The 22,431-nt window shown below is 39.6% G+C and carries 22 protein-coding genes; 17 read left to right on the top strand and 5 right to left on the bottom strand.

Features of this window, described 5'->3' with window-relative positions:
* Window positions 1–299: 299 nt before the first annotated feature.
* Window positions 300–497 (top strand): hypothetical protein, encoded by a 198-nt coding sequence (locus tag ASE74_RS05970; RefSeq protein WP_055905631.1) that lies wholly within the window; start codon window positions 300–302, stop codon window positions 495–497.
* A gap of 10 nt (window positions 498–507) precedes the next feature.
* A complete protein-coding gene (locus ASE74_RS05965) occupies window positions 508–1,332 on the top strand; it encodes an endonuclease/exonuclease/phosphatase family protein (RefSeq protein WP_200912272.1) in 825 nt (274 codons plus the stop codon).
* Between the two features lie 10 nt (window positions 1,333–1,342).
* Here the strand turns inward: ASE74_RS05965 and ASE74_RS05960 are convergent, their stop codons facing one another.
* Window positions 1,343–2,293: an alpha/beta hydrolase gene (locus tag ASE74_RS05960; RefSeq protein ID WP_055905626.1), complete on the bottom strand. Its 951-nt coding sequence runs from the start codon at window positions 2,291–2,293 to the stop codon at window positions 1,343–1,345.
* Window positions 2,294–2,529: 236 nt separating this feature from the next.
* On the opposite strand from ASE74_RS05960, the gene ASE74_RS05955 reads away from it, so the two are divergent.
* Together ASE74_RS05955 and ASE74_RS24965 are read left to right on the top strand one after the other, a co-directional pair.
* A complete protein-coding gene (locus ASE74_RS05955; RefSeq protein ID WP_200912271.1) occupies window positions 2,530–3,219 on the top strand; it encodes a ThuA domain-containing protein in 690 nt (229 codons plus the stop codon).
* Complete coding sequence (locus tag ASE74_RS24965) at window positions 3,216–3,368, top strand: hypothetical protein (RefSeq protein ID WP_200912270.1); 153 nt, start codon at window positions 3,216–3,218, stop codon at window positions 3,366–3,368. Before ASE74_RS05955 ends, ASE74_RS24965 begins: the two co-directional genes overlap by 4 nt.
* Before the next feature lie 49 nt (window positions 3,369–3,417).
* Here ASE74_RS24965 and ASE74_RS05950 read toward each other — a convergent pair whose 3' ends face one another.
* Both ASE74_RS05950 and ASE74_RS05945 read right to left on the bottom strand, forming a co-directional pair.
* The gene (locus tag ASE74_RS05950) at window positions 3,418–4,341 is read right to left on the bottom strand and encodes an AraC family transcriptional regulator (RefSeq protein ID WP_055905623.1); all 924 of its coding nucleotides are present in this window, start codon (window positions 4,339–4,341) and stop codon (window positions 3,418–3,420) included.
* Window positions 4,342–4,479: 138 nt separating this feature from the next.
* Window positions 4,480–5,370, bottom strand: a complete 891-nt coding sequence (locus ASE74_RS05945; protein WP_055905620.1) for an SDR family oxidoreductase — start codon at window positions 5,368–5,370, stop codon at window positions 4,480–4,482.
* Between the two features lie 243 nt (window positions 5,371–5,613).
* Here ASE74_RS05945 and ASE74_RS05940 point away from each other — a divergent pair, with 243 nt between their 5' ends.
* From ASE74_RS05940 to ASE74_RS05905, 8 genes are all read left to right on the top strand, one after another.
* The gene (locus tag ASE74_RS05940) at window positions 5,614–6,213 is read left to right on the top strand and encodes an HD domain-containing protein (RefSeq protein WP_055905616.1); all 600 of its coding nucleotides are present in this window, start codon (window positions 5,614–5,616) and stop codon (window positions 6,211–6,213) included.
* Window positions 6,214–6,254: 41 nt separating this feature from the next.
* Entirely contained in the window at window positions 6,255–6,932 is a 678-nt protein-coding gene (locus ASE74_RS05935; RefSeq protein ID WP_055905613.1) for a response regulator transcription factor, read from the top strand.
* Complete coding sequence (locus tag ASE74_RS05930; protein ID WP_055905610.1) at window positions 6,929–8,182, top strand: HAMP domain-containing sensor histidine kinase; 1,254 nt, start codon at window positions 6,929–6,931, stop codon at window positions 8,180–8,182. Before ASE74_RS05935 ends, ASE74_RS05930 begins: the two co-directional genes overlap by 4 nt.
* Before the next feature lie 65 nt (window positions 8,183–8,247).
* Window positions 8,248–9,039, top strand: a complete 792-nt coding sequence (locus ASE74_RS05925; protein WP_055905607.1) for a phosphatase PAP2 family protein — start codon at window positions 8,248–8,250, stop codon at window positions 9,037–9,039.
* Window positions 9,040–9,186: 147 nt separating this feature from the next.
* The gene (locus ASE74_RS24700; protein WP_157255356.1) at window positions 9,187–9,492 is read left to right on the top strand and encodes a hypothetical protein; all 306 of its coding nucleotides are present in this window, start codon (window positions 9,187–9,189) and stop codon (window positions 9,490–9,492) included.
* Window positions 9,493–9,583: 91 nt separating this feature from the next.
* Window positions 9,584–10,831, top strand: coding sequence for a TolC family protein (locus ASE74_RS05915; RefSeq protein WP_055905601.1), 1,248 nt, complete (start codon window positions 9,584–9,586; stop codon window positions 10,829–10,831).
* Entirely contained in the window at window positions 10,831–11,760 is a 930-nt protein-coding gene (locus ASE74_RS05910) for an HlyD family efflux transporter periplasmic adaptor subunit (protein ID WP_055905598.1), read from the top strand. The genes ASE74_RS05915 and ASE74_RS05910 overlap by 1 nt, the downstream gene beginning before the upstream one ends.
* Window positions 11,761–11,762: 2 nt before the next feature.
* The gene (locus tag ASE74_RS05905) at window positions 11,763–14,798 is read left to right on the top strand and encodes an efflux RND transporter permease subunit (protein WP_055905594.1); all 3,036 of its coding nucleotides are present in this window, start codon (window positions 11,763–11,765) and stop codon (window positions 14,796–14,798) included.
* Between the two features lie 554 nt (window positions 14,799–15,352).
* Here the strand turns inward: ASE74_RS05905 and ASE74_RS05900 are convergent.
* Entirely contained in the window at window positions 15,353–16,075 is a 723-nt protein-coding gene (locus ASE74_RS05900; protein WP_055906581.1) for a class I SAM-dependent methyltransferase, read from the bottom strand.
* A 91-nt stretch (window positions 16,076–16,166) separates the two neighbouring features.
* Between ASE74_RS05900 and ASE74_RS05895 the strand changes: the two genes are divergently transcribed.
* From ASE74_RS05895 to ASE74_RS05885, 3 genes are all read left to right on the top strand, one after another.
* Entirely contained in the window at window positions 16,167–17,045 is an 879-nt protein-coding gene (locus ASE74_RS05895) for a LysR family transcriptional regulator (protein ID WP_055905591.1), read from the top strand.
* A 192-nt stretch (window positions 17,046–17,237) separates the two neighbouring features.
* Window positions 17,238–17,921: a lipid-binding SYLF domain-containing protein gene (locus tag ASE74_RS05890; RefSeq protein WP_055905588.1), complete on the top strand. Its 684-nt coding sequence runs from the start codon at window positions 17,238–17,240 to the stop codon at window positions 17,919–17,921.
* Between the two features lie 54 nt (window positions 17,922–17,975).
* A complete protein-coding gene (locus tag ASE74_RS05885; RefSeq protein WP_055905580.1) occupies window positions 17,976–18,362 on the top strand; it encodes a hypothetical protein in 387 nt (128 codons plus the stop codon).
* Window positions 18,363–18,476: 114 nt separating this feature from the next.
* Here ASE74_RS05885 and ASE74_RS05880 read toward each other — a convergent pair whose 3' ends face one another.
* Window positions 18,477–19,364, bottom strand: a complete 888-nt coding sequence (locus ASE74_RS05880; protein ID WP_055905578.1) for a helix-turn-helix domain-containing protein — start codon at window positions 19,362–19,364, stop codon at window positions 18,477–18,479.
* Between the two features lie 247 nt (window positions 19,365–19,611).
* Here ASE74_RS05880 and ASE74_RS05875 point away from each other — a divergent pair, with 247 nt between their 5' ends.
* Together ASE74_RS05875 and fucP are read left to right on the top strand one after the other, a co-directional pair.
* Window positions 19,612–21,129: an alpha-L-fucosidase gene (locus ASE74_RS05875; RefSeq protein WP_055905574.1), complete on the top strand. Its 1,518-nt coding sequence runs from the start codon at window positions 19,612–19,614 to the stop codon at window positions 21,127–21,129.
* 30 nt (window positions 21,130–21,159) lie between these two features.
* Complete coding sequence (gene fucP / locus ASE74_RS05870) at window positions 21,160–22,428, top strand: L-fucose:H+ symporter permease (RefSeq protein WP_055905571.1); 1,269 nt, start codon at window positions 21,160–21,162, stop codon at window positions 22,426–22,428.
* Window positions 22,429–22,431 lie beyond the last annotated feature (3 nt).

Genomic DNA, 22,431 nt, shown 5'->3' with positions numbered 1-22,431 from the left:
AGATACATTTCTATCCTATAATCTTTAATTCTTTTAGGTAACAAAATAGGGCTATTAATGAGCGAAGAGTTGTGGATGTTTGATGAGGAGCAGGTTAAAAAAAAGAAAAGGGATTCAATTTGAGATTGATCCCTAATCAACTAACCAAACAAATGTATTCCAGAAACCACGCCGGAATCATGATATAAACGAAAGCACCATCAGATTGTTTTTGCAAACCTGAGATTATTTAATTTTTTTTTAGAAAGAAAAATACAGCGGCTTACCAGAAATTACTTTTGCTTTTTTAGCTTTGTACTATGCAAAATCTTTCCAAGAAGCTTCAGATTGATCTCATCGAACTTAAGGCTAAATACGCCTTCATTATGGATGAACTGGATGCTACTTTTGCAGATGCCTACCTTTCAAAATCGCTGGCGAAACAACGGCTGGCCGAGCAAATGATGGTCGAAATGGAAAGGATACTGAGTGAACATACCGGTGAGCACGAAAATTAACCTGATCATAATGAATATAAAGTTATCCGCTCTTGTACTGTTGGCAATTTGCCTTTTAGGTAGTTGTTCTCCGAAACTTGCACCCACTTCAACATCCCAAAATAGCAGTGCCTTACGCATCATGACGTATAACCTGCACCATTGCAACCCGCCATCAAAAGAAAAAGAAGGTACTATTGATGTAGATGCCATTGCTAAAGTAATTGCATTGCAAAAACCTGATCTGGTTGCGCTACAGGAGGTTGATGTAAATACAAAAAGATCAGGTAGTATTAACGAAGCAGTTTTGCTGGCCACCAGGTTAAAGATGAATTTTTATTTTGGCAAAGCGATAAACCATGATGGAGGTGAATACGGCGTAGCCATTTTATCCCGGTTTCCGTTATCGGCGCAAAAAACTTTTATGTTGCCTAAAAATAACAATGTTAAAGCAGAACAAAGAGTGTTGGCAATGGTAACTGCCGAAATAGAAAATGGTGTGTTTATCAGATTTGCATCTACCCACCTTGATGCGCAGCGGGCAGAAGAAAACCGCATTTTACAAGCTAAAGAAATTAATCGCTTAACGGAACAAGAAACTTTACCACTTATTGTTGCCGGAGATCTTAATGCCGATCCCAGTTCAGAAAGTATTAAAATATTCGACCAGGCTTTCACCAGAACCTGTAGCGATTGTGGTTTTACAATTCCGGTAAACAATCCTGATAAAACCATCGATCATATTGGCTTTAAAAAAGGAAATCCCTTTAATGTAATCTCACACACCGTAATTCCTGAACGTTATGCTTCCGATCATTTGCCAGTTGTTGCTGTATTGGAATTAAAGCGGCTTTAAGTTAATTGCATTACTTTTTAAAAGATTTGGGAATACTGAATGTGCGCTTTTTATCGGCATCCTTAAAATCTACTTCCATAAAATAATGCTTTTGTTTAATGATGTACTGATCAATAAACCATAAAATATCAGGAAGATTTTCTGTCATAGGTGAACCTGCTATTTCATGCCCCATATCTTGCACATACTGAAAGTAATAAGGATAGTTATTTTTTTTAAAAACACGCGCTAGATATTTCGATCCAAAAAAGCCGCGGTTAAGCAGTCTTACTTTATTATAAGGCACAAGTTTATCAGCCGTGCCATGAAAAAGCATGGTAGGGGCCGGAGGTATGGCATATTTTGGTGCGCCTTTATAACTTAAAATAGCCCCTGCAAAAGAAATTACGCCCTTGTATTGGAATTTAAGGGGAAGTTTTGCTGCAAGTAAACTGGCATTCCGTTTATTGTAATCGGCATTTAAAGCTGTAATTGCCCCCGCACTTGAGCCCGAAAGGATAATCATTGCAGTATCTATACCGAGTGTTTTGGCATTTTTAATCAGGTAATTGGTCGCATTAAAAACGTCGGTTGTTGCGGTATCAATTGCCGATTTTAAGCTTGAGGTATTAAATGCCGTAGGAAATTTTTTGCCCTTAAGCCCGAGCCTGTAATCAACAGAAACTACTTTGTAATTGTGCTCAATTAAGGTATTAAAGTATTGATCGAATAATTTACTGTCTCTACGGCCCGTTACAAAGCCGCCACCAAATACAAATAACACCGTTGGTTTCGGCTCATTGAGTTCGCCACGATAATAAATATCCAACTTGAGTGTATTCGAATCCGTTTGAGAAAAAATTTTGGTTTCTACATGGTATTTTTTATCCTTTAAAACAATCTGTCCTCTTGAAGGTAGCCAACAGCATAAAAACAGCAAAAAAAGAATACTTAGCGGGTATATTTTGGTTTTGGGCATCATCTATTTACATCAATTGTTCGCTAATTAGCCAAAAAAATGGTTGGCTATGAATTTTTAAGCTAATTTATCGCATTTTCCATTGCCTTACAATTGATTTAACAATCTAATTTTAAACAAGCCGTATATTCTGCCTTATTAATACTCGTAAATTAATACATATTGATTTGATCAGATTGAAATAGCCTTTTAGTGCAAGTTGAGTAGTTTTGATTATTTTTATCTCTATAAATACCACTATGAAAAAAGTATTACTGGCTATCGTAATCGTGCTCATTTGTATATTTAATGCAGATCTGGCAAGCGCATTGCAGAAAAAGAAATTTAAGGTGATCGCTTTTTATACTGCTAAAAGTGATTTAGCACACATCAGTTTTGTGCACGAAGCCAATGCCTGGTTTCCTTTAATGGCTAAGAAATACCACTTCGAGTACGATTCTACCTCCAACTGGGAAAATTTAAACAAGAAATTTCTGGCTGATTACCAGGTAGTGTTGTTTTTAGATACCCGGCCGGAAAAGCAAGAACAACGCGAGGCTTTTCAGCAATATATGGAAAATGGCGGCGCTTGGATGGGCTTTCATTTTGCTGCCTTTAGTTTAAACAATTCGGCTATACCACAAAACTGGGATTGGTACCACAATTATTTTTTAGGCTCTGGAGAATATGGTAGCAATACCTGGCGACCTACTTCTGCGGTTTTAAAGGTTGAATTAAATCATCCGGTAACATCAGGCTTGCCTAAACTATTTAAGGCCCAGCCCAATGAATGGTACCGCTGGACAAACGATTTACGCAAAAATCCAGCTATTGATATCCTGTTATCTATCGATTCTACAAGTTTTCCGCTTGGCACAGGGCCCAAGCAAAGCGAAATCTGGCATGGTGGCTTTTATCCCGTAGTTTGGAGCAAAAAAAATTTAAAATGATTTATATAAACATGGGCCACAACGATATGGATTACGAGCATAAATATGGCAATACCAATCAATCACTTTCTTCTTCTTTTGGAAATCCTGATCAGGACAAATTATTAATTAATGCACTTTTGTGGCTGGGTACTGGTAAAAAACATTAAAAATTCGGTTGTGAATTAGGCATTCTTCTTTCTTTTACTTAGTAATTTTTTAATTAAAAGAATGACGAAATTCAATAGGCGAGAGGTTGGTTTTTGTTTTAAACAATTTACTGAACGATTGAAGGTGTTCGAACCCCAGTTGGTAAGCAATTTCGCTCACAGATAAATTGGTTGTAGAAAGTTTTTCTTTCGCCAGTTCAATCAGTTTATGATGCAGGTGCTGTTGCGTATTCTGCCCGGTAAGAGATTTGAGCAGGCCGCTTAGGTAGCCCTGCGAAATATTTAAATTATCGGCAATGTAAGTTACACTAGGCAATCCTTTTTCGCTAAGCAAACCGCTGTTAAAATAACCATCAAGCAAATTTTCCAGTTTAATCAGTATTTCATGATTTGCAATTTTACGGGTAATAAACTGGCGTTGGTAATACCTTTCCGAATACGTTAGCAACAGCTCCAGCTGCGCAATAATTACGTTCTGACTAAAACGATCGATATTGGCATGGTACTCTTGCTCAATGTTAATGGCGAGTGCGTTGAGTATGGTTTCTTCTTTATCTGATAAGTAAAGTGCCTCATTAACGGAGTAATTAAAAAATTCGTATTGTTTTATGGATTTAGCAAGTGTGGTATTCCATAAAAAATCCTGGTGGATCAGGATCATCCATCCTTCGGGGTGCTGGTTTTCGCTTCCTTTTTCATATTCTACCCCAAATACCTGCCCTGGAGACATAAAGAACAATACGCCCTCATCAAAATCACTGGCCTGCTGGCCATATTTAAATTTGGCATTTTTTACTCTTTTCATCGCAATCGAATAAAAATTAAAAATCATGCTAAAAGAACCTTCGGCCATGGGCCGCTTAAGGTCTTCCATATGCACCACACTAATGAGCGGGTGTGCCGGTTTAGGCAAACCCGCTGCACGTTGATATTCGGTAATGCTACTGAAACGAAAAAGCTGTTGGTTGTTCATAACATTAATAAAGTTCGTAATTTTTAGGGTAAGCTTCAGCAAACGCTGTCAATTTTATCCTTACATAATTAATCTGCAACTAATATCTAGTTAAGGATGCGCCAACATTTACTATAAATTACCGAATGCAGGTTTCATTTATTTTGTATAAATACCATTCTCAATATCGGCCATTAGTGTTGGTTGTGAAGGATGCCAGTTCAATTGATCCTGCGTCCATTTACTCGATGCCGGGCAATCTATAGCAGCCATGTGTGAAAACCAGCCAAAGTGTTCGGCAGCTGCTTCTTCGGGTATTGATACGGCCGGGATATTGAGTTGTTTACCAATTGCTTCGGCTATCTCTTTTACCGTAATGGCTTCTTCAGCCAATGCATGAAAGCGCACGCCCGGTGTAGTGTTTTCTAAAGCAAGGCGGAATAAACGGGCTGCATCAAGGCGGTGTACAGCATTCCATCGGTTAAGTCCGTTGCCAATATAGGCAGAAACTCCTTTTTCGCGGGCAATATTAATCAATATAGGAATAAACCCATGTAAATCATCCTCGCCATGTACCGATGGAGATAAGCGCATAACTGATGTAAGTATACCCTTTGCAGCTAAAGCATCTGCAGCCTGTTCAGAAGCCCTTGGCCATGCAGGATTAAATGGAGGAATAATATCTTCTGTAGCCAATTTGCCCTGACTTACCAGTGCGCTACCTGAAGTTACGATAAGTTGGCGTTGCGTACCTGCAAGTACTTCGCCAATGGTTTCGATGGCTTTTTCGTCTATCTTGCAAACTTCTGCAAACCTGGTGAAATCATGGATAAAGCCGGCATGAATTACGGCATCTGCTAAAGCAGAACCACTTTTTAAGCTTTCAAGATCTTCTAAATCACCTCGGTGAACTTCTGCACCGGCGGCAAGCAATTTTTGAGCTGATGCATCTGACCGGGCCAAACCCAATACCTGATGACCGTTTTTAATTAATTCCTGCACAACTGCAGTACCAATGAAGCCTGTAGCTCCTGTAACAAATACACGCATGATTATTTTTTCTTTTGTTGATACAAATATCAACACCTTTTAGGAACAGCATTTATCCAAATCTGAGTTTGGTTTAGCCTAAACCACTTTATTAAAAATAACGAAGCAGATCATTTGGCTGAAACCAACTCATGCAACCGGAATTTACAACTGAATTGATTTGTTGATATAAAGTATAATTACACCCACTACAGATTTTCTCCAGATTTACTTTTTATTATTGCGTTAGATATATTAATGTAAATGCATTACATAGCCGATCAATTACTAACCAGGGTAGCAACATTTGTAGAAGACCGTTTAAAAAACAGGCTTTCGCAAAAAATGTATTTCCACAATCTAGACCATACTTTACTGGTAGTTAAGGGTGTGGAGGAGATCAGCCGGCACGTTGGGCTTACGGCGGCCGACCGCCTGGTGGTGGTGCTTGCAGCTTATTTACACGATTTAGGTTATACCGAAAAATATATTGGGCATGAGGAAGCCAGTGCAGCTATTGCGGCCCGATTTCTTACAGAAAATAACTTTGATCAGGACAGGATTGAACTCGTGGGCGAATGCATTATGGCTACGCGTTTTCCGCAATACCCTAAAAATGAACTCGAAATGGTGATCTGTGATGCAGATTTTTACCATTTTTCTTTACCTAATTACCAGGATTATGCCGATAGATTAAAAGCGGAATGGGAAGAAAACCTCGGATTGGTGTATCCAAATACTACCTGGGATGCATTAAACCTGGAAATGCTCAGCAGGCACGAATATTTTACCCCTTACGGCAAAAAAACTTTGCAAGAAAGGAAAATGTTGAATATTAATAAACTAACCGACCGGATTGGTTAAGCTTTACTTTAAAATTTGGGCATAATTTAATAATTTACACCATGAAAATTTTGGTTGTTGAAGATGAACAAGCACTTTACGAAAGTATTCTGGCCTATTTTACCGGTGAGGGTAATATTTGTGAGCTTGCAACCAACTTTGCTTCCGCATCAGAAAAAATAGCCCTTTACCATTACGATTGTATTTTGCTAGACCTCGGCTTGCCTGATGGGGAAGGGCTTGAACTGTTGACACAATTGAAAAGTATTAATAAAAAAGATGGAGTTCTGATTATTTCGGCAAGGCACTCGCTTGATGACCGTTTGGCCGGACTTGATTTAGGCGCTGATGATTACCTGGTAAAACCTTTTCACCTTTCGGAGTTAAAAGCACGGGTAAGTGCAATTGTTAGAAGAAAGAATTTCGATGGCAATAACCTCATTATCTTCAATGAAATTAAGGTTGATGTTGCTGCAATGAAAACAACCGTAAATGAGCAACCTGTTGTTTTAACTAAAAAAGAGTTCGATTTATTGGTGTATTTTCTTTCCAATAAAAACAAAGTGGTTACTAAAAATGCAATGGCCGAACACCTTTGGGGCGATGAGATGGACCTGTCAGATGATTTCGACTTTATTTATACCCACGTAAAAAATTTAAAAAAGAAGCTCAGCGAGGCTGGTGCAAAAGATTACCTGCGTTCGGTTTACGGTATCGGTTATAAATTTAGCAGCCAATGAAACTCGCTACCCGTTACAACAGGGTAAACATCATCACTTCCATTATCGTGCTGATTATTACCGGGATTATTTATTACCTCGTTATCCACCTTATTTTAACCAATAAACTGGATAAAGACCTTGCCGTTGAAGAAAACGAAATCAGGCAGTATACCAATACCTATAAAAAACTTCCGCTTCCTGCCAGTTATCTCGATCAGCAGGTTGCTTACAGCAAGCCAAAGGGTGATACAACCGATGTGCGCGAATTTAACTTTACCACTTATTTTAATGCCAAGGAAAAAGAATACGAGCCGGGCAGAAGCCTGATTACCACCGTAAACCTTGATGGAAAAACGGTAATTGTAACCATTACCAAATCGCGTGTCGAATCAGAAGATCTGGTGCGGATTATCTTATTAATCACCATTGGCATAACCGTATTGCTTCTGTTTTCGCTCTTGCTGATTAACCGCTTGGTACTGAACAGACTTTGGAAACCCTTTTACGTTGTGCTTAACCGCATGAAAGCTTTTGAGGTTGCCCGTATGGATGATATTATTGAAGAACCAACGCGGATTGATGAATTTAACGAACTCAATAAATCGGTAAATGCAATGGCCAGGAAAGTGAAACAGGATTATAAAGAACTGAAAAGTTTTACCGATAATGCCTCACATGAAATGATGACACCCCTGGCCGTAATCAATTCGAAACTGGATTCGCTCCTGCAAACAGAATCTTTTACCGAGCAGCAGGGAGCGTTACTGCAAGATATTTACCAGGCCACAGGCAGGCTTTCCAGGTTGCACCAATCTTTATTGCTTTTGGCGAGGATTGAAAATAACTTAATAGCTGACCTTCAGGAAATCGACTTAAAAGAAATGATTGAAGCAAAAATCCGTCAGTTTCATGAACTTTTTGGTAGAGACGGTTTAATTGTAACCCTAAATTTAACTGAACGGAAGGTAACCATGAGCCGCTACCTGGCCGATATTTTATTAAACAACATTTTTAGCAACGCCTTAAGGCATAATATTAATGGCGGCAGGATAGAAGTTGAATTAACGCAAGAAATATTTACCGTATCCAATACCGGTAAAACCTTAAATATTCAAAACCGCATGTTCGATCGATTTTCAAAGTCGACAGAATCTGAAGGAATGGGACTTGGATTGGCCATTAGTAAACAAATCTGCAATCTTTACGGGTTCGATATTGAATATAGCCATAAAGAAAACCTGCATATTTTTTCAATTAATTTAGGATAAGGCACTTCACTACAGAATTGCTACATAATTGCCTTATAGTTTTGATTAATAATTAAAACTACATCATGCGCAGAATATCCCTTTTTGTCTTGTTATTTACCATTACAACATCAATTTGTTCCGCACAGGTGATTGATTCTGTAGCAAAACTTCCAGCTGATTCTGCAGGAAGATGGTATGCCGGAAATCCGATTGCAAAAACCAAATTTAGGCCAGTGGTTTTTATTGCCCCTGTGGTATTAATGGGTTATGGTTTTGCAGCAGTTTACGATCATGGCCCACTTAAGCAGCTTGATGTTAGCACCAGGGCCGAATTGCAGGAAGACCACCCGCTTTTTGCCGCCCATGTTGATGATTATTTACAACTGGCACCGGCTGCGGCAGTGTATGCCCTTAATTTATCGGGTATAAAAGGCAAACACAATCTTTTCGATGCCTCTATGCTCTACCTAACCTCGGCTGCAATAATGGGCGTTTCTACCCATTTTGTAAAACAGGGAGTAGGCAGGGAGCGGCCAGATAATTCAGGCACAAACTCTTTCCCTTCAGGGCATACCGCCTCTGCATTTATGGCGGCAGAATTTCTTCATCAAGAGTATAAAGATGTTAACCCATGGATTAGTTATGCAGGTTATTTTGTAGCCACTGCAACAGGAACATTAAGGATGTACAACAACAAACACTGGTTTAGCGATGTGGTAGCCGGAGCGGGCTTCGGTATTGCCTCTACAAAAATTGCTTACCTGATTTATCCCTATATGAAAAGCCTTTTTACAACAAAAAAAGAAGGCAATTTTACATTAATGCCTTTTCATCAGCCCGGCAGTACCGGATTGATGCTTTCAGGAAGGTTTTAGCTGATTAAAAACCACAAAAAGAATTCAGGTTATGCCCTAAAAAAAAATACCACATCGCTTTTTATAATGATGCCCCTGCTTTTTATAATGATGCCCTGCTTTTTATAATGATGCCCTGCTTTTTATAATGATGCCCTGCTTTTTATAATGATGCCCCTGCTTTTTATAATGATGCCCCCGCTTTTTATAATGATGCCCCCGCTTTTTATAATGATGCCCCCGCTTTTTATAATGATGCCCCCGCTTTTTATAATGACGCCCCCGCTTTTTATAATGATGCCCCTGCTTTTTATAATGATGCCCCCGCTTTTTATAATGATGCCCCCGCTTTTTATAATGACGCCCCCGCTTTTTATAATGATGCCCCCGCTTTTTATAATGATGCCCCTGCTTTTTATAATGATGCCCCCGCTTTTTATAATAATGCCCATGATTATATCAAATGTGCCCTAAAAAGATAACTACAGAATTACTTCATAATTGGATATTAACTTAGCCATATACAACAGTTAAAATTAAAATCTGCTTAAGATTAAAAATAGCAATGAACATGATCTATAAACTGCGCTTTACCATTTTGCTGGTTGTTATAGCCACTGCAGTAAGGGCGCAAGTACCGGTTAAAAGCCTTGATTATTATTTAGGTGAGGCTAAAGCATCCAGTGCGGTATTAAAAGATTATGAAAACCAAAGTAAAAGTGCCGGCATTGATAGCCTTATTGTTCGTGCAACCGCAAAACCTCAGGTTACCGGCAATGGCAATGGCTTATATGCGCCAATAGTACGGGGTTATGGCTATGATGAAGTACTAAGCAATGGCCAGGCCCTCGAAGCCATGCTCACTGTAAATTATGATCTTTTAAATAAAAAACGAATCAATAACCAGTTACAAGGCATAAAAATTCAAAGCGATTCGATAAGGTATGCAGGGCAACTTTCGCTGTTCGATTTAAACAGATCAATTGTAGACCAATACATTACCGCTTTTGCCAGTCAGCAACAGGTAGATTTTAACCGTGAAGTGGTTATGCTGTTAAATCGGGAAGAAAAACTACTAAAAACCCTAACCAGGAGCAATATTTATAAACAATCAGAATACCTTACCTTTCTGGTTACCCTTCAGCAACAGCAACTTAGCCTTAAGCAGGCAGAACTGCAGTTTAAAAATGATTATGCAACGCTTAATTACCTCGCTGGCATAGCCGATACCACACAAGCCACCCTTGCCGAACCTAAACTTGAACGAGAAGCATTTGCCGGAAACAAAAGTTTTTTTACCAAACGCTTCGAACTCGATAGCCTCAAAAATATCAATCTCAAAAACGGAATCGACCTAAATTATAAGCCAAAGCTGGGTATTTATGCCAACGGTGGTTACAGCTCCTCGCTGGTGCTACAACCCTATAAAAATTTTGGCACAAGTGTGGGTTTTACATTTTCGGTTCCAATTTATGATGGCCACCAAAAAAAAATGCAGTACAATAAACTGGCGCTTTCAGCCAATACCGTTGCAGGCTACAGAAATTTTTTTAGTAAACAGCAAAGCCAGCAAATTAACCTCATTAGGCAGCAGATTACCCAAACAAATGCTCTTTTTGATAAAATAAATGAGCAAATCCGCTTTAGTAAAGGCCTTATCGAAGTGGATAGTAAATTGCTCCATACAGGCGATTTAAAGGTGTCTGATTTTATCATTGCCATTAACAATTACCTTTCTGCCCAAAACTTATTGCAACAAACAAATATCAACCGATTGAAACTGATTAATCAATTTAATTACTGGAACAGATAATGACGCGAAAATATTTAAAATTAATTTTTAGTGCATTGGCTGTACTTTCCTTTTTTTCGGCCTGCCGTAACGATGATGCTGCCGCCGATACCGATGAGCCATCTCCCGTAACACCTGTGCAGATTACCAACCCAAAAGATAGCTCCATTGCTCAGTTTGTAGAACTTACCGCTGTATCAGCCTACCTTGAAAAAAGTTTTGTAAAAGCAAACATCAATGGATACGTGCAGCGCACAAATGCAAAAACAGGAGAGCAGGTTGGAAACGGAACCTTACTGTTTACGCTCATTACAAAAGAAGCCCGATCTATCGGCAATAGCGTAAACCAACTCGATCCTGGCTTTAAATTTTCAGGTGTTTCCAATATCCGCTCGGGCCAGGCTGGCACCATTGTGCAGGTAAACCATCAAAATGGCGATTATGTACAGGATGGCGAAGCATTGGCCACCATCAGCAACCGCAACAGCCTTGTGTTTTTACTCGATCTTCCTTACGAATTGAATCAGATTATCTTACAGAATAAAACGGTTGATATACAGCTGCCTGACGGGAAAAGACTAACCGGAGCGGTTTCTGGCACCATGCCATCGGTAGATTCGCTTGCCCAAACCCAGCGTTACATCATTAAAATAGCTTCCGCAAAAGATATTCCACAAGGGTTAATTGCCAAAGTGAGGTTATTAAAGTTTAACCATGTAAACACACAGGTATTGCCAAAATCGGCCGTATTATCAAACGAAACAGAAGACGAATTTTGGGTGATGAAAATGATCAATGATTCTACTGCCGTAAAAGTAAATGTGAAAAAAGGGATAGAAACCAATGCTTTGGTTGAAGTAATAGCACCCAGGTTTATAAAAACCGATCGCATTATTAAAACCGGAAACTATGGCATTGCCGATACAGCCAGGGTTAAAATACAGAAATAGCCATGAATAAATTCTTTATTTCCCATAAAAATCCCATCCTGGCCGTACTCATTATCATTATTGTTGGCGGTATTTATTCATTTCAGCAGCTTAAAACAGGTCTTTTTCCCGAAATTACCTTCCCTAAAATAAAAATCATTGCCGATGCAGAACTTCAGCCGGTAGATAAAATGGTGGTTACTGTAACCCGGCCACTCGAAAACGCCGTAAAACAGGTACCCGATCTGCAATTGGTAAGAAGTACCACCAGCCGCGGCAGTTGTGAGCTTTCTGCGTTTATGAATCCAGGTGCAGATATTGATCTCAGTCAACAAAGGATTGAATCGCAGATTGCTAAAATTTCTGCAACCTTGCCTGCTGGAGTAAATATTTCAGTAGAAAAAATGAACCCTTCTATACTTCCCGTAAGCGGATACAGTTTAGAAAGCCATAACTATTCACCTGTCGAACTTAAAAAAATAGCTACCTACACAGTAAAACCCTTTCTTTCTCAGGTAGATGGTGTTTCAGAAATCCGTGTAATTGGTGGCAAAACGAAAGAATACTGGTTAACACTCGATGTACAAAAGATGCAGTCGCTTGGCATTTCGCCAGATCAGGTTACCGCTGCCCTTTCGCAAACCAATTTTATTAAATCAAACGGTTACCTATCCGATCATAATTTCCTTTATTTATCGGTAACCGATGCCACCGTAAAAACGAAAAGCGATCTGGAAGAACTGGTGCTCACCAGAAAAGGAAATAGAACCATCCGAATAGTAGATGTGGCCAAAGTGGATATTCAGCAAAGTGTAGAGTATACCCGCATTAACGCAAACGGAAAAGATGGGATACTCATTGCCGTAATTAAACAGCCAAATGCAAACCTGGTTGATCTTTCTGCAGAAATGGCCGCAAAGGTTAAACAGCTTAAAAAGATTCTTCCGGCAGTGGTGAGCCTTAAACCATACTATGTACAGGCCGATTTTGTAAACGAATCGGTTAAAAGTGTGCGCGATAGTTTATTAATCGGCCTTGCCCTGGCCATTGTAGTGGCCATTATTTTTCTGCGCTCGCTAAAGGCCAGTGCCACCATACTCATCACCATCCCAATTACGCTCTGCCTTACCGTAATTGTGCTTTATTTTGTGGGTTACTCTTTAAATATCATGACTCTCGGGGCCATTGCAGCGGCCATCGGACTAATTATCGACGATGCAATTGTAGTAGTAGAACAGATTCACCGTACACACGAGGAACACCCAAATGAGCCAACTGCACCGCTAATTAGCAAAGCGATTGGTTATCTTTTTCCGGCTATGCTCGGCTCATCCATCAGTACCATAGTTATTTTTGTGCCTTTCGTACTGATGACGGGTGTTGCAGGGTCATATTTCCAGGTAATGACCAATACGATGATTATTGCACTCGTATGCTCATTTTTTGTAACCTGGATCGGCTTGCCCGTAATTTATTTACTGCTAACTAAAAATTCGCATCAAAATGCATCTGGTAAAGCGGTTATTGTGCATGAGGTAAAGGCTCAAAACTGGGTTCGTTATTTTATCCAAAGGCCCTATATTTCTTATGGTTTTATCCTGTTCCTTGTTGCATCCATCATTCTGATATACCCAAGGTTGCAAACCGGGTTTTTACCCGAAATGGACGAGGGCAGTATTGTGCTCGATTATGCATCGCCTCCAGGTACATCGTTAGAAGAAACCGACAGAATGCTAAGGGAAGTGGAAAAAGAAATGGTTAAAATTCCGGATGTACAAGCCTATTCGAGAAGGACAGGCACACAAATGGGGTTTTTCATCACCGAACCCAATACCGGAGATTATCTGATCCAGTTGAAGCCAAACCGTAAAAAAAGTACCGATGAGGTAATTTCCGAAATAAGAGCACATATTGAGCATACCCAACCTGCGCTGGTTGTCGATTTTGGTCAGGTAATAGGCGATATGCTCGGCGATTTAATGAGCTCAACAAAGCCTGTTGAAATTAAGGTTTTTGGTAACGACCAGCAGAAATTGCAGCAATTGGCTAAACAGGTAGCAGGTCTGGTTTCGAAGGTAAACGGCACAGCAGATGTTTTTGATGGCATTATCCTTTCAGGGCCAACAGTAAATATTCAGCCTAACTTTACCATGCTTGCCCAATATGGCATTACGCCGCTTTCTTTCCAGGCACAGGTGCAAACCGCTATGCAGGGCAATATCATTGGAGATTTATATGATAAACAGCAACTTTCTCCCATCCGGATGGTATATCCCGGAAGCAGGGTTTTTGGTGTATCGGATATTTCATCACTTAAAATATTTCTTCCCAATGGTGTGGCTGTGCCGATTCAGAATCTCGCCAAAGTTGATCTTCAACCGGGAAATGCCGAGGTAGAAAGAGAAAACCTGCAAACCATCGGAGCCATTTCTGCAAGGCTGGATAACAGGGACCTTGGGAGTGTAATGAGAGATATTAAATTGGCAGTTAACAGCAAAGTGAACCTCCCATCAGGTTACCATATTGAGTATGGTGGTGCTTATAAAGAGCAGCAACAATCCTTTTCCGAACTCTTAACCATTTTAATAGCGTCGAGCTTGCTGGTTTTCAGTGTAATTCTTTTCCTTTTCAGGGATTTTAAGATTGCCTTCCTGATTCTGTTGATTGCTGTATTAGGGATTGCAGGCAGTTATATAGCCCTGTTACTTACAGGTACACCTTTGAATGTTGGCAGTTATACCGGTCTGATTATGATTGTTGGAATTATTGGGGAAAACGCCGTGTTTACCTTTTTGCAGTTTAAAGAATCATTAGATGAAAAAAATATGGATGATGCAATTACTTTCGCCATTTCTACGCGGTTAAGGCCAAAACTAATGACGGCTTTAGGGGCAATTATTGCTTTATTGCCGTTGGCCCTCGGTATAGGAGCAGGCGCACAGTTGCACCAGCCATTGGCCATTGCCGTTATAGGAGGCTTTATTGTTGCGTTGGCACTTTTGTTAATAGTGCTTCCGAGTTTAATCAGGAGGATTTATAGCACAAAAGAGATTAAATAAGAGGTTTTCGACTGCGCTCAGGCAGATAATTAGCGGGTATCTTCGTGATTTGTGGGGTGTAGAAGCTATTGGCGATCGTTCATCATAGCGAATTTATGAAACGCAATGCATCGTTTTTTTAACCACAAAGAACACAAGGGGAAGGCGCAAAGAACACAAAGCTGGGTGGGTATTTGAGTACGCTAGCATTAACAGGCTTCAGTAAAGCGGTCGTTATTGCGCGGTACGAAGCAATCCTAAAGCACACGCTAGTAGCGATCGTTGTAAGATTGCTTCGTCGGCTGAAAAAGCCTTCTCGCAATGACGATAACATTGGGTATTTATTTAAAAATTATGTCACTCATATTGATTTTATACAATAAATTAACCCCCAGGATGACACAATTAAGGGATTAAGATCTATGAATTTTCCGTGCTTTCTGTGTTTCTGTGGCAAATACAATAAAAAACACGCACTAAGTAGCTGTGGTTAACTCATGATTAAGATCCTGAAACAAGTTCAGGAAGACGCATAAGATGATGGTAGACACATGAGGGCTCAGGATGAAACCACCTTATTTAATCGCTCCAAAAGCAGCAAAGTAACCGTTTTTGTGCAGAACTTCGGTTACTGTAAAGCCAACTTTATGCAACAGGCTCAATTGGTAGTTAAGCGAGCGCGGAGTATCCTCATAAGCAATGTAATCAAATACCTTTTGTCTGTATTCGGGCCCGCCAAGAGTTTCCAGGTATGCGCCATATTGTTTACGGAAAAGCTGATCAACCAGTGGCGAATCATGGGCAATAAGATCAGAAATCCAGATGCTTCCACCAGGTTTCAAAGCCCGGTAAATTTTGGTAAACATGAGCTCCCAATCGGCATCACTACGCAAATGGTGAAATGCTGCCGCAGAAAGTATAATGTCGAAATGCTCCGCAGGCAAATTTAAATTAAGCATATCATCCTGTATCAGGTTTACCCGGCCAGTAGTTTGTGCCAGTATCCGTTCCTTAGCTTTTTCAAGCATTGGCAGGCTCAGATCGTTTAATGTGCAGTTAAGATTTGCAATTTTACTCAGCATCTTTAAGGTATAATTACCCGCTCCACAGCCAATATCGAGTAATTCCTTTGCTTCAGGATTAATATACTTTGCAGCCTCTGTACAAAGTTCCATGGTTAAGGGTGCATCAATTGTGGTTTGCTGTCCGGTTTCCAGATTAGAAAAGCGTTCTACATCCTCATCAAAGCGGCTTCTTATTTCTTCAATGGTTGCTTTTTGGGTGTTATGTGGATTCATAAAATATTTTTTTGTTAAAGTTAACATCACTCATCATATTTGTAAAATATTAATTTATGCATATATTGATACTTAATAGGTATTATAAAACATGGAACTCCGACATCTCTTATATTTTAAAACCGTAGCCGAAGAGCTTCATTTCACCAAAGCGGCCAACAAACTTTTCATATCGCAGCCTCCGTTAAGTCGCCAGATAAAAGAATTAGAAGAAGAACTCAGCGTTAGGTTGTTTGAACGGAACAACAAGCAGGTAACCTTAACCAATGCTGGCAAATACTTTAAAGACGAGGTTGATGCCCTGTTTACTAAATTAGCCGAAAGCAAAGAAATTGTGCGCCAAATTCATGGAGGATTAAGCGGCGAACTTAAAATCGGTTACATCAGTTCTGTATACCAATCGCACATGGCCGAAATTTTAAAATCCATGCAAATCGCTTTTCCTTATTTAAAAACAAGTCTGTTCGAAGTGCCTACGCTTACCCAAATCAAAGCTCTGGAAGAAGGGAAATTAGATGCCGGAATTTTGCGCGCACCCGTATTATCAGAAAAATTAAAGGTCGAATCTTTGTTTTTTGATCCCTTTGTAGTGGTTATTCCTTTTAGAGATGAAAAACTTGGCGAAATTGAAGCACTTGGAGATTTCCTTAAAAACCGTCCGTTTATTTTTTTTAATAAAGATTATGCTCCCCAGTATAATGAAAAGCTGATGGAAATCTGTCAGAGACTGGGTTTCCGACCGGATATTACGCACGAAGCTAATAATGTACATTCTATATTGCAACTGGTTGAAGCCGGGCTTGGCGTATCTATTTTACCGCTTTCATTAAAAAAGCAGTATAGCGGTATGAAAATCTCCTTTGTAGAACTTCATGGAATTCCGGTTAATACCGAGGTTGTACTGGCTTACAAGGCATCTAATAAAAATCCTGCCCTGAAATGGTTTATAGAACATTATTTACGTGATTAATAGAATCAACAACAAATTTCACCTGGTTTAAAGTAAATGATTACATAAACATATTGTGTAAGAAAGAATTTTCTCACAGAAACGTAATTTACCAAAATACCGGTAGGGAAAAGAAATAAAAGATATAATATTGCAGTTCCAGACCGTTTAAAAGCGTAAATCAGCGTATTATAGTTTGTTTTTTTATCCGATATGAATATTGTTAATTTAATTAAAACGAATCTCGCGGTACTCTGCTGCGCAGCATTACTATTTCCTGTTTCAGCCATTGCTCAGCAAAAGGAGCAAAAAAGAATACAACAATCCACTCAGGTGCTTTCCGGTTTCGGAAAAATGAAAGAGTCTATTCCCTCCAAATTACTTGAGCTAACCCAGGGTATTGTTGTTGTACCGAAGCTTATTAACGCTGGTTTTGTGGTAGGTGGTAAACGAGGGAGAGGTATTGCAATGGTGAAAAGAGCAGATGGAAGCTGGAGCAATCCTGTATTTGTTACCATTACAGGCGGCAGTATCGGCCTTCAAGCAGGGGTACAATCAACAGAACTTGTGCTGGTTTTTACGCATGCCAATAGTTTAACTTCCATTAAGCAAAGTAGTTTTACACTTGGTGGCGATCTTTCTGTTGCAGCCGGGCCTTTGGGGCGGAGTTCTGCCGTAAATACTGATTATAAACTCGATGCAGAGGTTTATTCCTACTCCCGTAGTAAGGGCCTTTTTGCAGGCCTGTCAGTTAATGGTGCATCACTGGAAATTGATGCTGCTGCAAATGCAACCGTTTACGGAAAAGATATGGATGTAGCGCAGATTTTTGCCTCTCAGGGAGATCCTGATGATGAAATAGGAAAACTTAAAGCTACCCTGACCCAAATGAAATAACACCACCAATTTGGTAAAGTGAGTTTGATTTTTGCAACGTTAAATTTTGAAAACATGAAAAAAACTATTTTAATCTTATTACTTGCAATGGCTGGTTTTTCTGGTTATGCACAAACTTACCAGGCAATTACCAGTAAGAATAAAACTTACCTCGAAACACTAAAAGGTGTGAGTTATACCTATAAAGATGGCGTGGTAACTTTAAAAAATAACGGCAATTACGATTTGGGTACTGTGAGTGTAATCGCATCTTCAAAGGTCGACAGCACTTTGTTCGGCATTGCTTTATTTGAGGAAGGGCTCGAAAAAGGGGCTACCGTTAAAGCCGAGGTTTATTTTACAGTAGGCAATGGTAAAGCTAGTCATGATGTTGCTTTAAAACAGGTTAATCAAAAAGCACTCGTTTTGTCGTTTGATAAAGCTACACGGGCCATAAAATGATTTAACCTTAATTGTTAAGCTGCGGCGAGCAAAAATTCTGCATTTTATCGTTATTGCTCGGTGGATAATCTACATTAGATTCATATAGCCTATATTTTATTAGGTATATGGTTGTTACATTGCAAAACCAACCAGGTAAACCTGTTTCTTATATTCACGCGGTGATAAACCTGTAATTTTTTTAAAGGATTTAGAAAAGTAGGAAAGCGATTCGAAGCCTGTTTGAATGGCAATTTCAGAATATGTTAACTGGCTTGTGGCCAACAGATGCTGCGCGCGCTCAATACGCTTGCCAAGGATGTAATTTACCGGTCGTTCACCTGTAAAAGCTTTAAACTGCCTTGAAAAATAATCGGGATGCTGGTTAACGCGTGATGCCAGTGCGGTTACAGATAGTTCTTCGTGCAGGTTAACCAGGATATGGCCAATTGTTTCAGCAATTTTTAGCGGCGCATGATGCATTCCATGTGCCTGATGCTGCTGGCCCTTTAAAAAACGGCCCATTAGCTGTAATAAAATGCCCTGAGTTTCGAAATAACTGGCCAGGTTTTGCCTGTTGTTAAGTTCTTGGTATTCTTTATAATAAATATTTTTTTCGTATACCTTAGGGTCGTCAGACCTGTTGATCCCGCGACCGGGATTAATTTCCAGAAGCCTTTTAAAAAGATCAATATCCATCGAAGTTGCCTTTACTTTTGTAAGTGCCCGCCGCTGTGCAAAAAGGGAAACCCCATCTGCAGATTCTTCAAAAAACTGAACGAAATACTGACTTAAATAATCTTTACACTTCAGATTACACAGCGTAAAGCTTGGGATAATGTATAAATATCCTGGTTCAAGTGTCAATACATCGCTTTGATCCGAAACTTCGCCCAAACCGTTATCTATATAATAAATCCGATAGTAGGGGCTGATTACATTTTTGTAATCCCACTTCGAGGTCAGTTTTACATAATCTACATTCAGCAGGGAAAAAGTGTTCTGCAATATTCTTTTGATCATTAGTTAAATGTCGGATTTTTACAACAAAAAGTCTAATTTTTCCAATTTTAGCACGGATGAGTTACCTAGCTTTGGTAAAGTTAACCAAATATAAAACCAAGTTGCGAATGCGATTTTGATCTGTTATTCAATACCAAACTTCAAAAAATAAAAGAAGCTTTCTGCATTATCATTAAGCAGTTTACCCGGCTACCTGTTATTAATAACCTTAAAAAGACCGTAACCATAATATTTAACTAACCAGGAAATGAAAAAAACATTATTATTCAGCTTTACGCTTGCGTTTTTGGCACTTAGCAGCCTTGCACAACAAAAAGAGACAAAGGTAGAACAGGGAAAATTTAAACCTACTGACGAATCGTTAAAACAGTATAAGTATCCGGAATGGTTCCGTGATGCGAAATTCGGAATATGGTCGCATTGGGGCCCGCAGGCAGTTCCGAGGCGGGGAGATTGGTATGCCAAAAATATGTATGTACAGGGCAGCGATCAAAATAAGTACCATGTGGCCACTTATGGTACGCCTTCCAAGTTTGGTTATAAAGATATTATTCCATTATGGAAAGCAGAAAAATGGAATCCTGATCAATTGATGGCACTTTATAAAAAAGCCGGCGCAAAATATTTTGTATCCATGGGCTCCCACCATGATAATTTCTTTTTATGGAACTCAAAAATCCATAAGTGGAATTCGGTAAATATGGGGCCACATAAAGATGTTGTAGGATTATGGCAAAAAGCTGCTCAAAAAGAAGGTCTTCGCTTTGGCGTTTCCGAGCACCTTGCGGCTAGTTTTAACTGGTTTCAGGCCAGTCATGGTGCAGATAAAGATGGCCAGTTTGCGGGTGTTCCTTATGATGGGCGTAATCCTCAGTATGCCGACCTTTATCATTTGCCTGCAGATTCCAGCAATGTTCAGGAATGGCTGACAAATAATGCTGGCTGGCACAAAAAATGGTTGGAAAATGTAAACGAACTTATTGATTTGTATCATCCTGATTTGCTTTATTCAGATAGTAAACTTCCTTTTGAAGATACCGGAAGAAATATGTTAGCGCATTTTTACAACCAGGATATCGCAAAAAATAAAGGTAAACTCGAAGCTGTTTATACCCCTAAAGAACCTTCAGAAGGTAAGTGGGCACAAGATGTAGAACGTGGTGTGTTGGATTCTATCAGCGAGTTTCCATGGCAAACAGATACTTCCATTGGAGATTGGTATTACCGAACAGGGCAACGTTACAGAAGCGCAAATGAAATTGCCCAGTTACTGATTGATATTGTAAGCAAAAACGGTAATTTATTAATTAATGTGGTGCAAACCCCAGAGGGAGACCTCGAGCCGGATGTGGTAAAAATTGTAACTGAAATTGGCGAGTGGACCAAACTAAACGGAGAAGGTATTTATGGTACAAGGCCATGGAAAGTATATGGGGAAGGACCATCAACCATTAAATCCAATCAAAAGAAAGGGCGTTTTGGCGGCCTAACTGATACCCGCGAATACCTGTCCAGTGATATTAGGTATACCACCAAAAACGGCAACCTATTTGCTTTTTGTTTAAATATTCCTCAAGGAGAGATTAGATTGAATTTACTTGGTGCAAAATCCAAATACCTGGATCATGCTATTGCCTCTGTTAGCCTGCTTGGCAGCAATAAAAAGTTAAAATGGGTGCAAGAGGATGATGCGCTTGTGATTACCAAACCAGCAGATTATCCGGTGTGGCAGGTAACGGGTTTCAAAATTGAATTTAAAAAATAGGTTTAACAACCATAATCTCTTTCCAAACAAATGAAAACCAAAAACATCGGTCTGGCGGTAATACTAATTACCTCCCTATTTTTTCTATGGGGTTTTGCCCATAATCTCGACCCAATATTAATTCCGCATTTAAAACGCTCTTTCACCCTCACAACCGTTCAGGCAACCCTTGTAGATTCGGCTGTTTTTATTGCTTATTTCATTATGGCACTGCCCGCAGGTATAATCATGAAAAAATATGGCTATAAAACAGGGATCATTATCGGGTTGCTGATCTTTTCGACAGGATGTTATCTTTTTTTGCCAGCTGCCGCCGTACAGTCGTATACATTTTTTTTAATGGCACTTTTTATTATCGCCTGCGGCCTTACTATATTGGAAACAGCAGCAAATCCATACATTTCTTTAGTTGGGCCACCAGAAACTTCTACTTTTAGGTTAAACCTGGCACAGTCATTCAATGGCTTAGCCGCTTCATTGGCACCAATTATTGGGGGTAAACTGATTTTACTTAAAGGTGTTCCAGAGAGCGAACTTGCAAAAATGACCCCTGCTTTAAAAGCATCAACACTGGCCTCAGAGGCAGCTTCTGTTCAAGTTCCGTACTTTGTGCTCGGCAGTATTCTCTTAATTCTGGCTATTGTGTTCTTTTTCATTAAACTGCCGGATATCCGCACAAAAGTGGAAGGAACTGCCCAAAAAAGTTTTTGGAGCGTGTTTAGGCATAGCCAGTTATCGTGGGGAATTGTGGCGCAGTTTTTTTATGTAGGTGCACAAGTTTCTGTTTTTAGTCTGTTTATCCTTTATGCTACAAAATCTGCAGGTATTTCCGAAGAAAAAGCCACCTATTACCTGGGTATCTGTGGTTTTGCCTTTTTAACAGGCAGATTTTTCACCACTTTCTTAATGCGCTTTTTTCGGGCTCATAACCTGCTGGCCATTTACGCTTTTGTTAGTTTACTGTTGTGCGAAGTGGCCATTATAGGTACGGGGATGGTAACCATATATGCGGTAATAGCCATCTGCTTTTTTATGTCGGTAATGTTCCCAACCATATTTTCTTTGGGTATAAAAGGGCTCGAATCCGATACTGAATTAGGCAGCAGTCTTATCATTATGTCGATAGTAGGAGGGGCCGTTCTGCCAAGAATTTTCGGGTATTTAAGTGATGAAACCGGAAATATACAAAATGGCTACTACGTACCCATGGCATGTTTTGCGGTTATCGTGCTATTTGGCTTAAAAGGGCACCGGAGTAAAGGAAAAAGTACAATTAACGAACCCTCACAGATTTTATAAAAA

Origin of the sequence: Pedobacter sp. Leaf216 (genome assembly GCF_001421515.1) — a bacterium.
Classification (GTDB): Bacteria; Bacteroidota; Bacteroidia; order Sphingobacteriales; family Sphingobacteriaceae; genus Pedobacter.
Note: the sequence above shows the minus strand (reverse complement) of the source record. Positions and strands in the feature narration are given on the sequence as shown.

What these genes read in the sequence shown, in the direction of transcription:
- ASE74_RS05970 (WP_055905631.1), top strand. Translation starts at nt 300, where the DNA reads ATGCAAAATCTTTCCAAGAAGCTTCAGATTGATCTCATCGAACTTAAG.
- ASE74_RS05965 (WP_200912272.1), top strand. Translation starts at nt 508, where the DNA reads ATGAATATAAAGTTATCCGCTCTTGTACTGTTGGCAATTTGCCTTTTA.
- ASE74_RS05960 (WP_055905626.1), bottom strand. Translation starts at nt 2,293, where the DNA reads ATGATGCCCAAAACCAAAATATACCCGCTAAGTATTCTTTTTTTGCTG.
- ASE74_RS05955 (WP_200912271.1), top strand. Translation starts at nt 2,530, where the DNA reads ATGAAAAAAGTATTACTGGCTATCGTAATCGTGCTCATTTGTATATTT.
- ASE74_RS24965 (WP_200912270.1), top strand. Translation starts at nt 3,216, where the DNA reads ATGATTTATATAAACATGGGCCACAACGATATGGATTACGAGCATAAA.
- ASE74_RS05950 (WP_055905623.1), bottom strand. Translation starts at nt 4,341, where the DNA reads ATGAACAACCAACAGCTTTTTCGTTTCAGTAGCATTACCGAATATCAA.
- ASE74_RS05945 (WP_055905620.1), bottom strand. Translation starts at nt 5,370, where the DNA reads ATGCGTGTATTTGTTACAGGAGCTACAGGCTTCATTGGTACTGCAGTT.
- ASE74_RS05940 (WP_055905616.1), top strand. Translation starts at nt 5,614, where the DNA reads ATGCATTACATAGCCGATCAATTACTAACCAGGGTAGCAACATTTGTA.
- ASE74_RS05935 (WP_055905613.1), top strand. Translation starts at nt 6,255, where the DNA reads ATGAAAATTTTGGTTGTTGAAGATGAACAAGCACTTTACGAAAGTATT.
- ASE74_RS05930 (WP_055905610.1), top strand. Translation starts at nt 6,929, where the DNA reads ATGAAACTCGCTACCCGTTACAACAGGGTAAACATCATCACTTCCATT.
- ASE74_RS05925 (WP_055905607.1), top strand. Translation starts at nt 8,248, where the DNA reads ATGCGCAGAATATCCCTTTTTGTCTTGTTATTTACCATTACAACATCA.
- ASE74_RS24700 (WP_157255356.1), top strand. Translation starts at nt 9,187, where the DNA reads ATGATGCCCCTGCTTTTTATAATGATGCCCCCGCTTTTTATAATGATG.
- ASE74_RS05915 (WP_055905601.1), top strand. Translation starts at nt 9,584, where the DNA reads ATGAACATGATCTATAAACTGCGCTTTACCATTTTGCTGGTTGTTATA.
- ASE74_RS05910 (WP_055905598.1), top strand. Translation starts at nt 10,831, where the DNA reads ATGACGCGAAAATATTTAAAATTAATTTTTAGTGCATTGGCTGTACTT.
- ASE74_RS05905 (WP_055905594.1), top strand. Translation starts at nt 11,763, where the DNA reads ATGAATAAATTCTTTATTTCCCATAAAAATCCCATCCTGGCCGTACTC.
- ASE74_RS05900 (WP_055906581.1), bottom strand. Translation starts at nt 16,075, where the DNA reads ATGAATCCACATAACACCCAAAAAGCAACCATTGAAGAAATAAGAAGC.
- ASE74_RS05895 (WP_055905591.1), top strand. Translation starts at nt 16,167, where the DNA reads ATGGAACTCCGACATCTCTTATATTTTAAAACCGTAGCCGAAGAGCTT.
- ASE74_RS05890 (WP_055905588.1), top strand. Translation starts at nt 17,238, where the DNA reads ATGAATATTGTTAATTTAATTAAAACGAATCTCGCGGTACTCTGCTGC.
- ASE74_RS05885 (WP_055905580.1), top strand. Translation starts at nt 17,976, where the DNA reads ATGAAAAAAACTATTTTAATCTTATTACTTGCAATGGCTGGTTTTTCT.
- ASE74_RS05880 (WP_055905578.1), bottom strand. Translation starts at nt 19,364, where the DNA reads ATGATCAAAAGAATATTGCAGAACACTTTTTCCCTGCTGAATGTAGAT.
- ASE74_RS05875 (WP_055905574.1), top strand. Translation starts at nt 19,612, where the DNA reads ATGAAAAAAACATTATTATTCAGCTTTACGCTTGCGTTTTTGGCACTT.
- fucP (WP_055905571.1), top strand. Translation starts at nt 21,160, where the DNA reads ATGAAAACCAAAAACATCGGTCTGGCGGTAATACTAATTACCTCCCTA.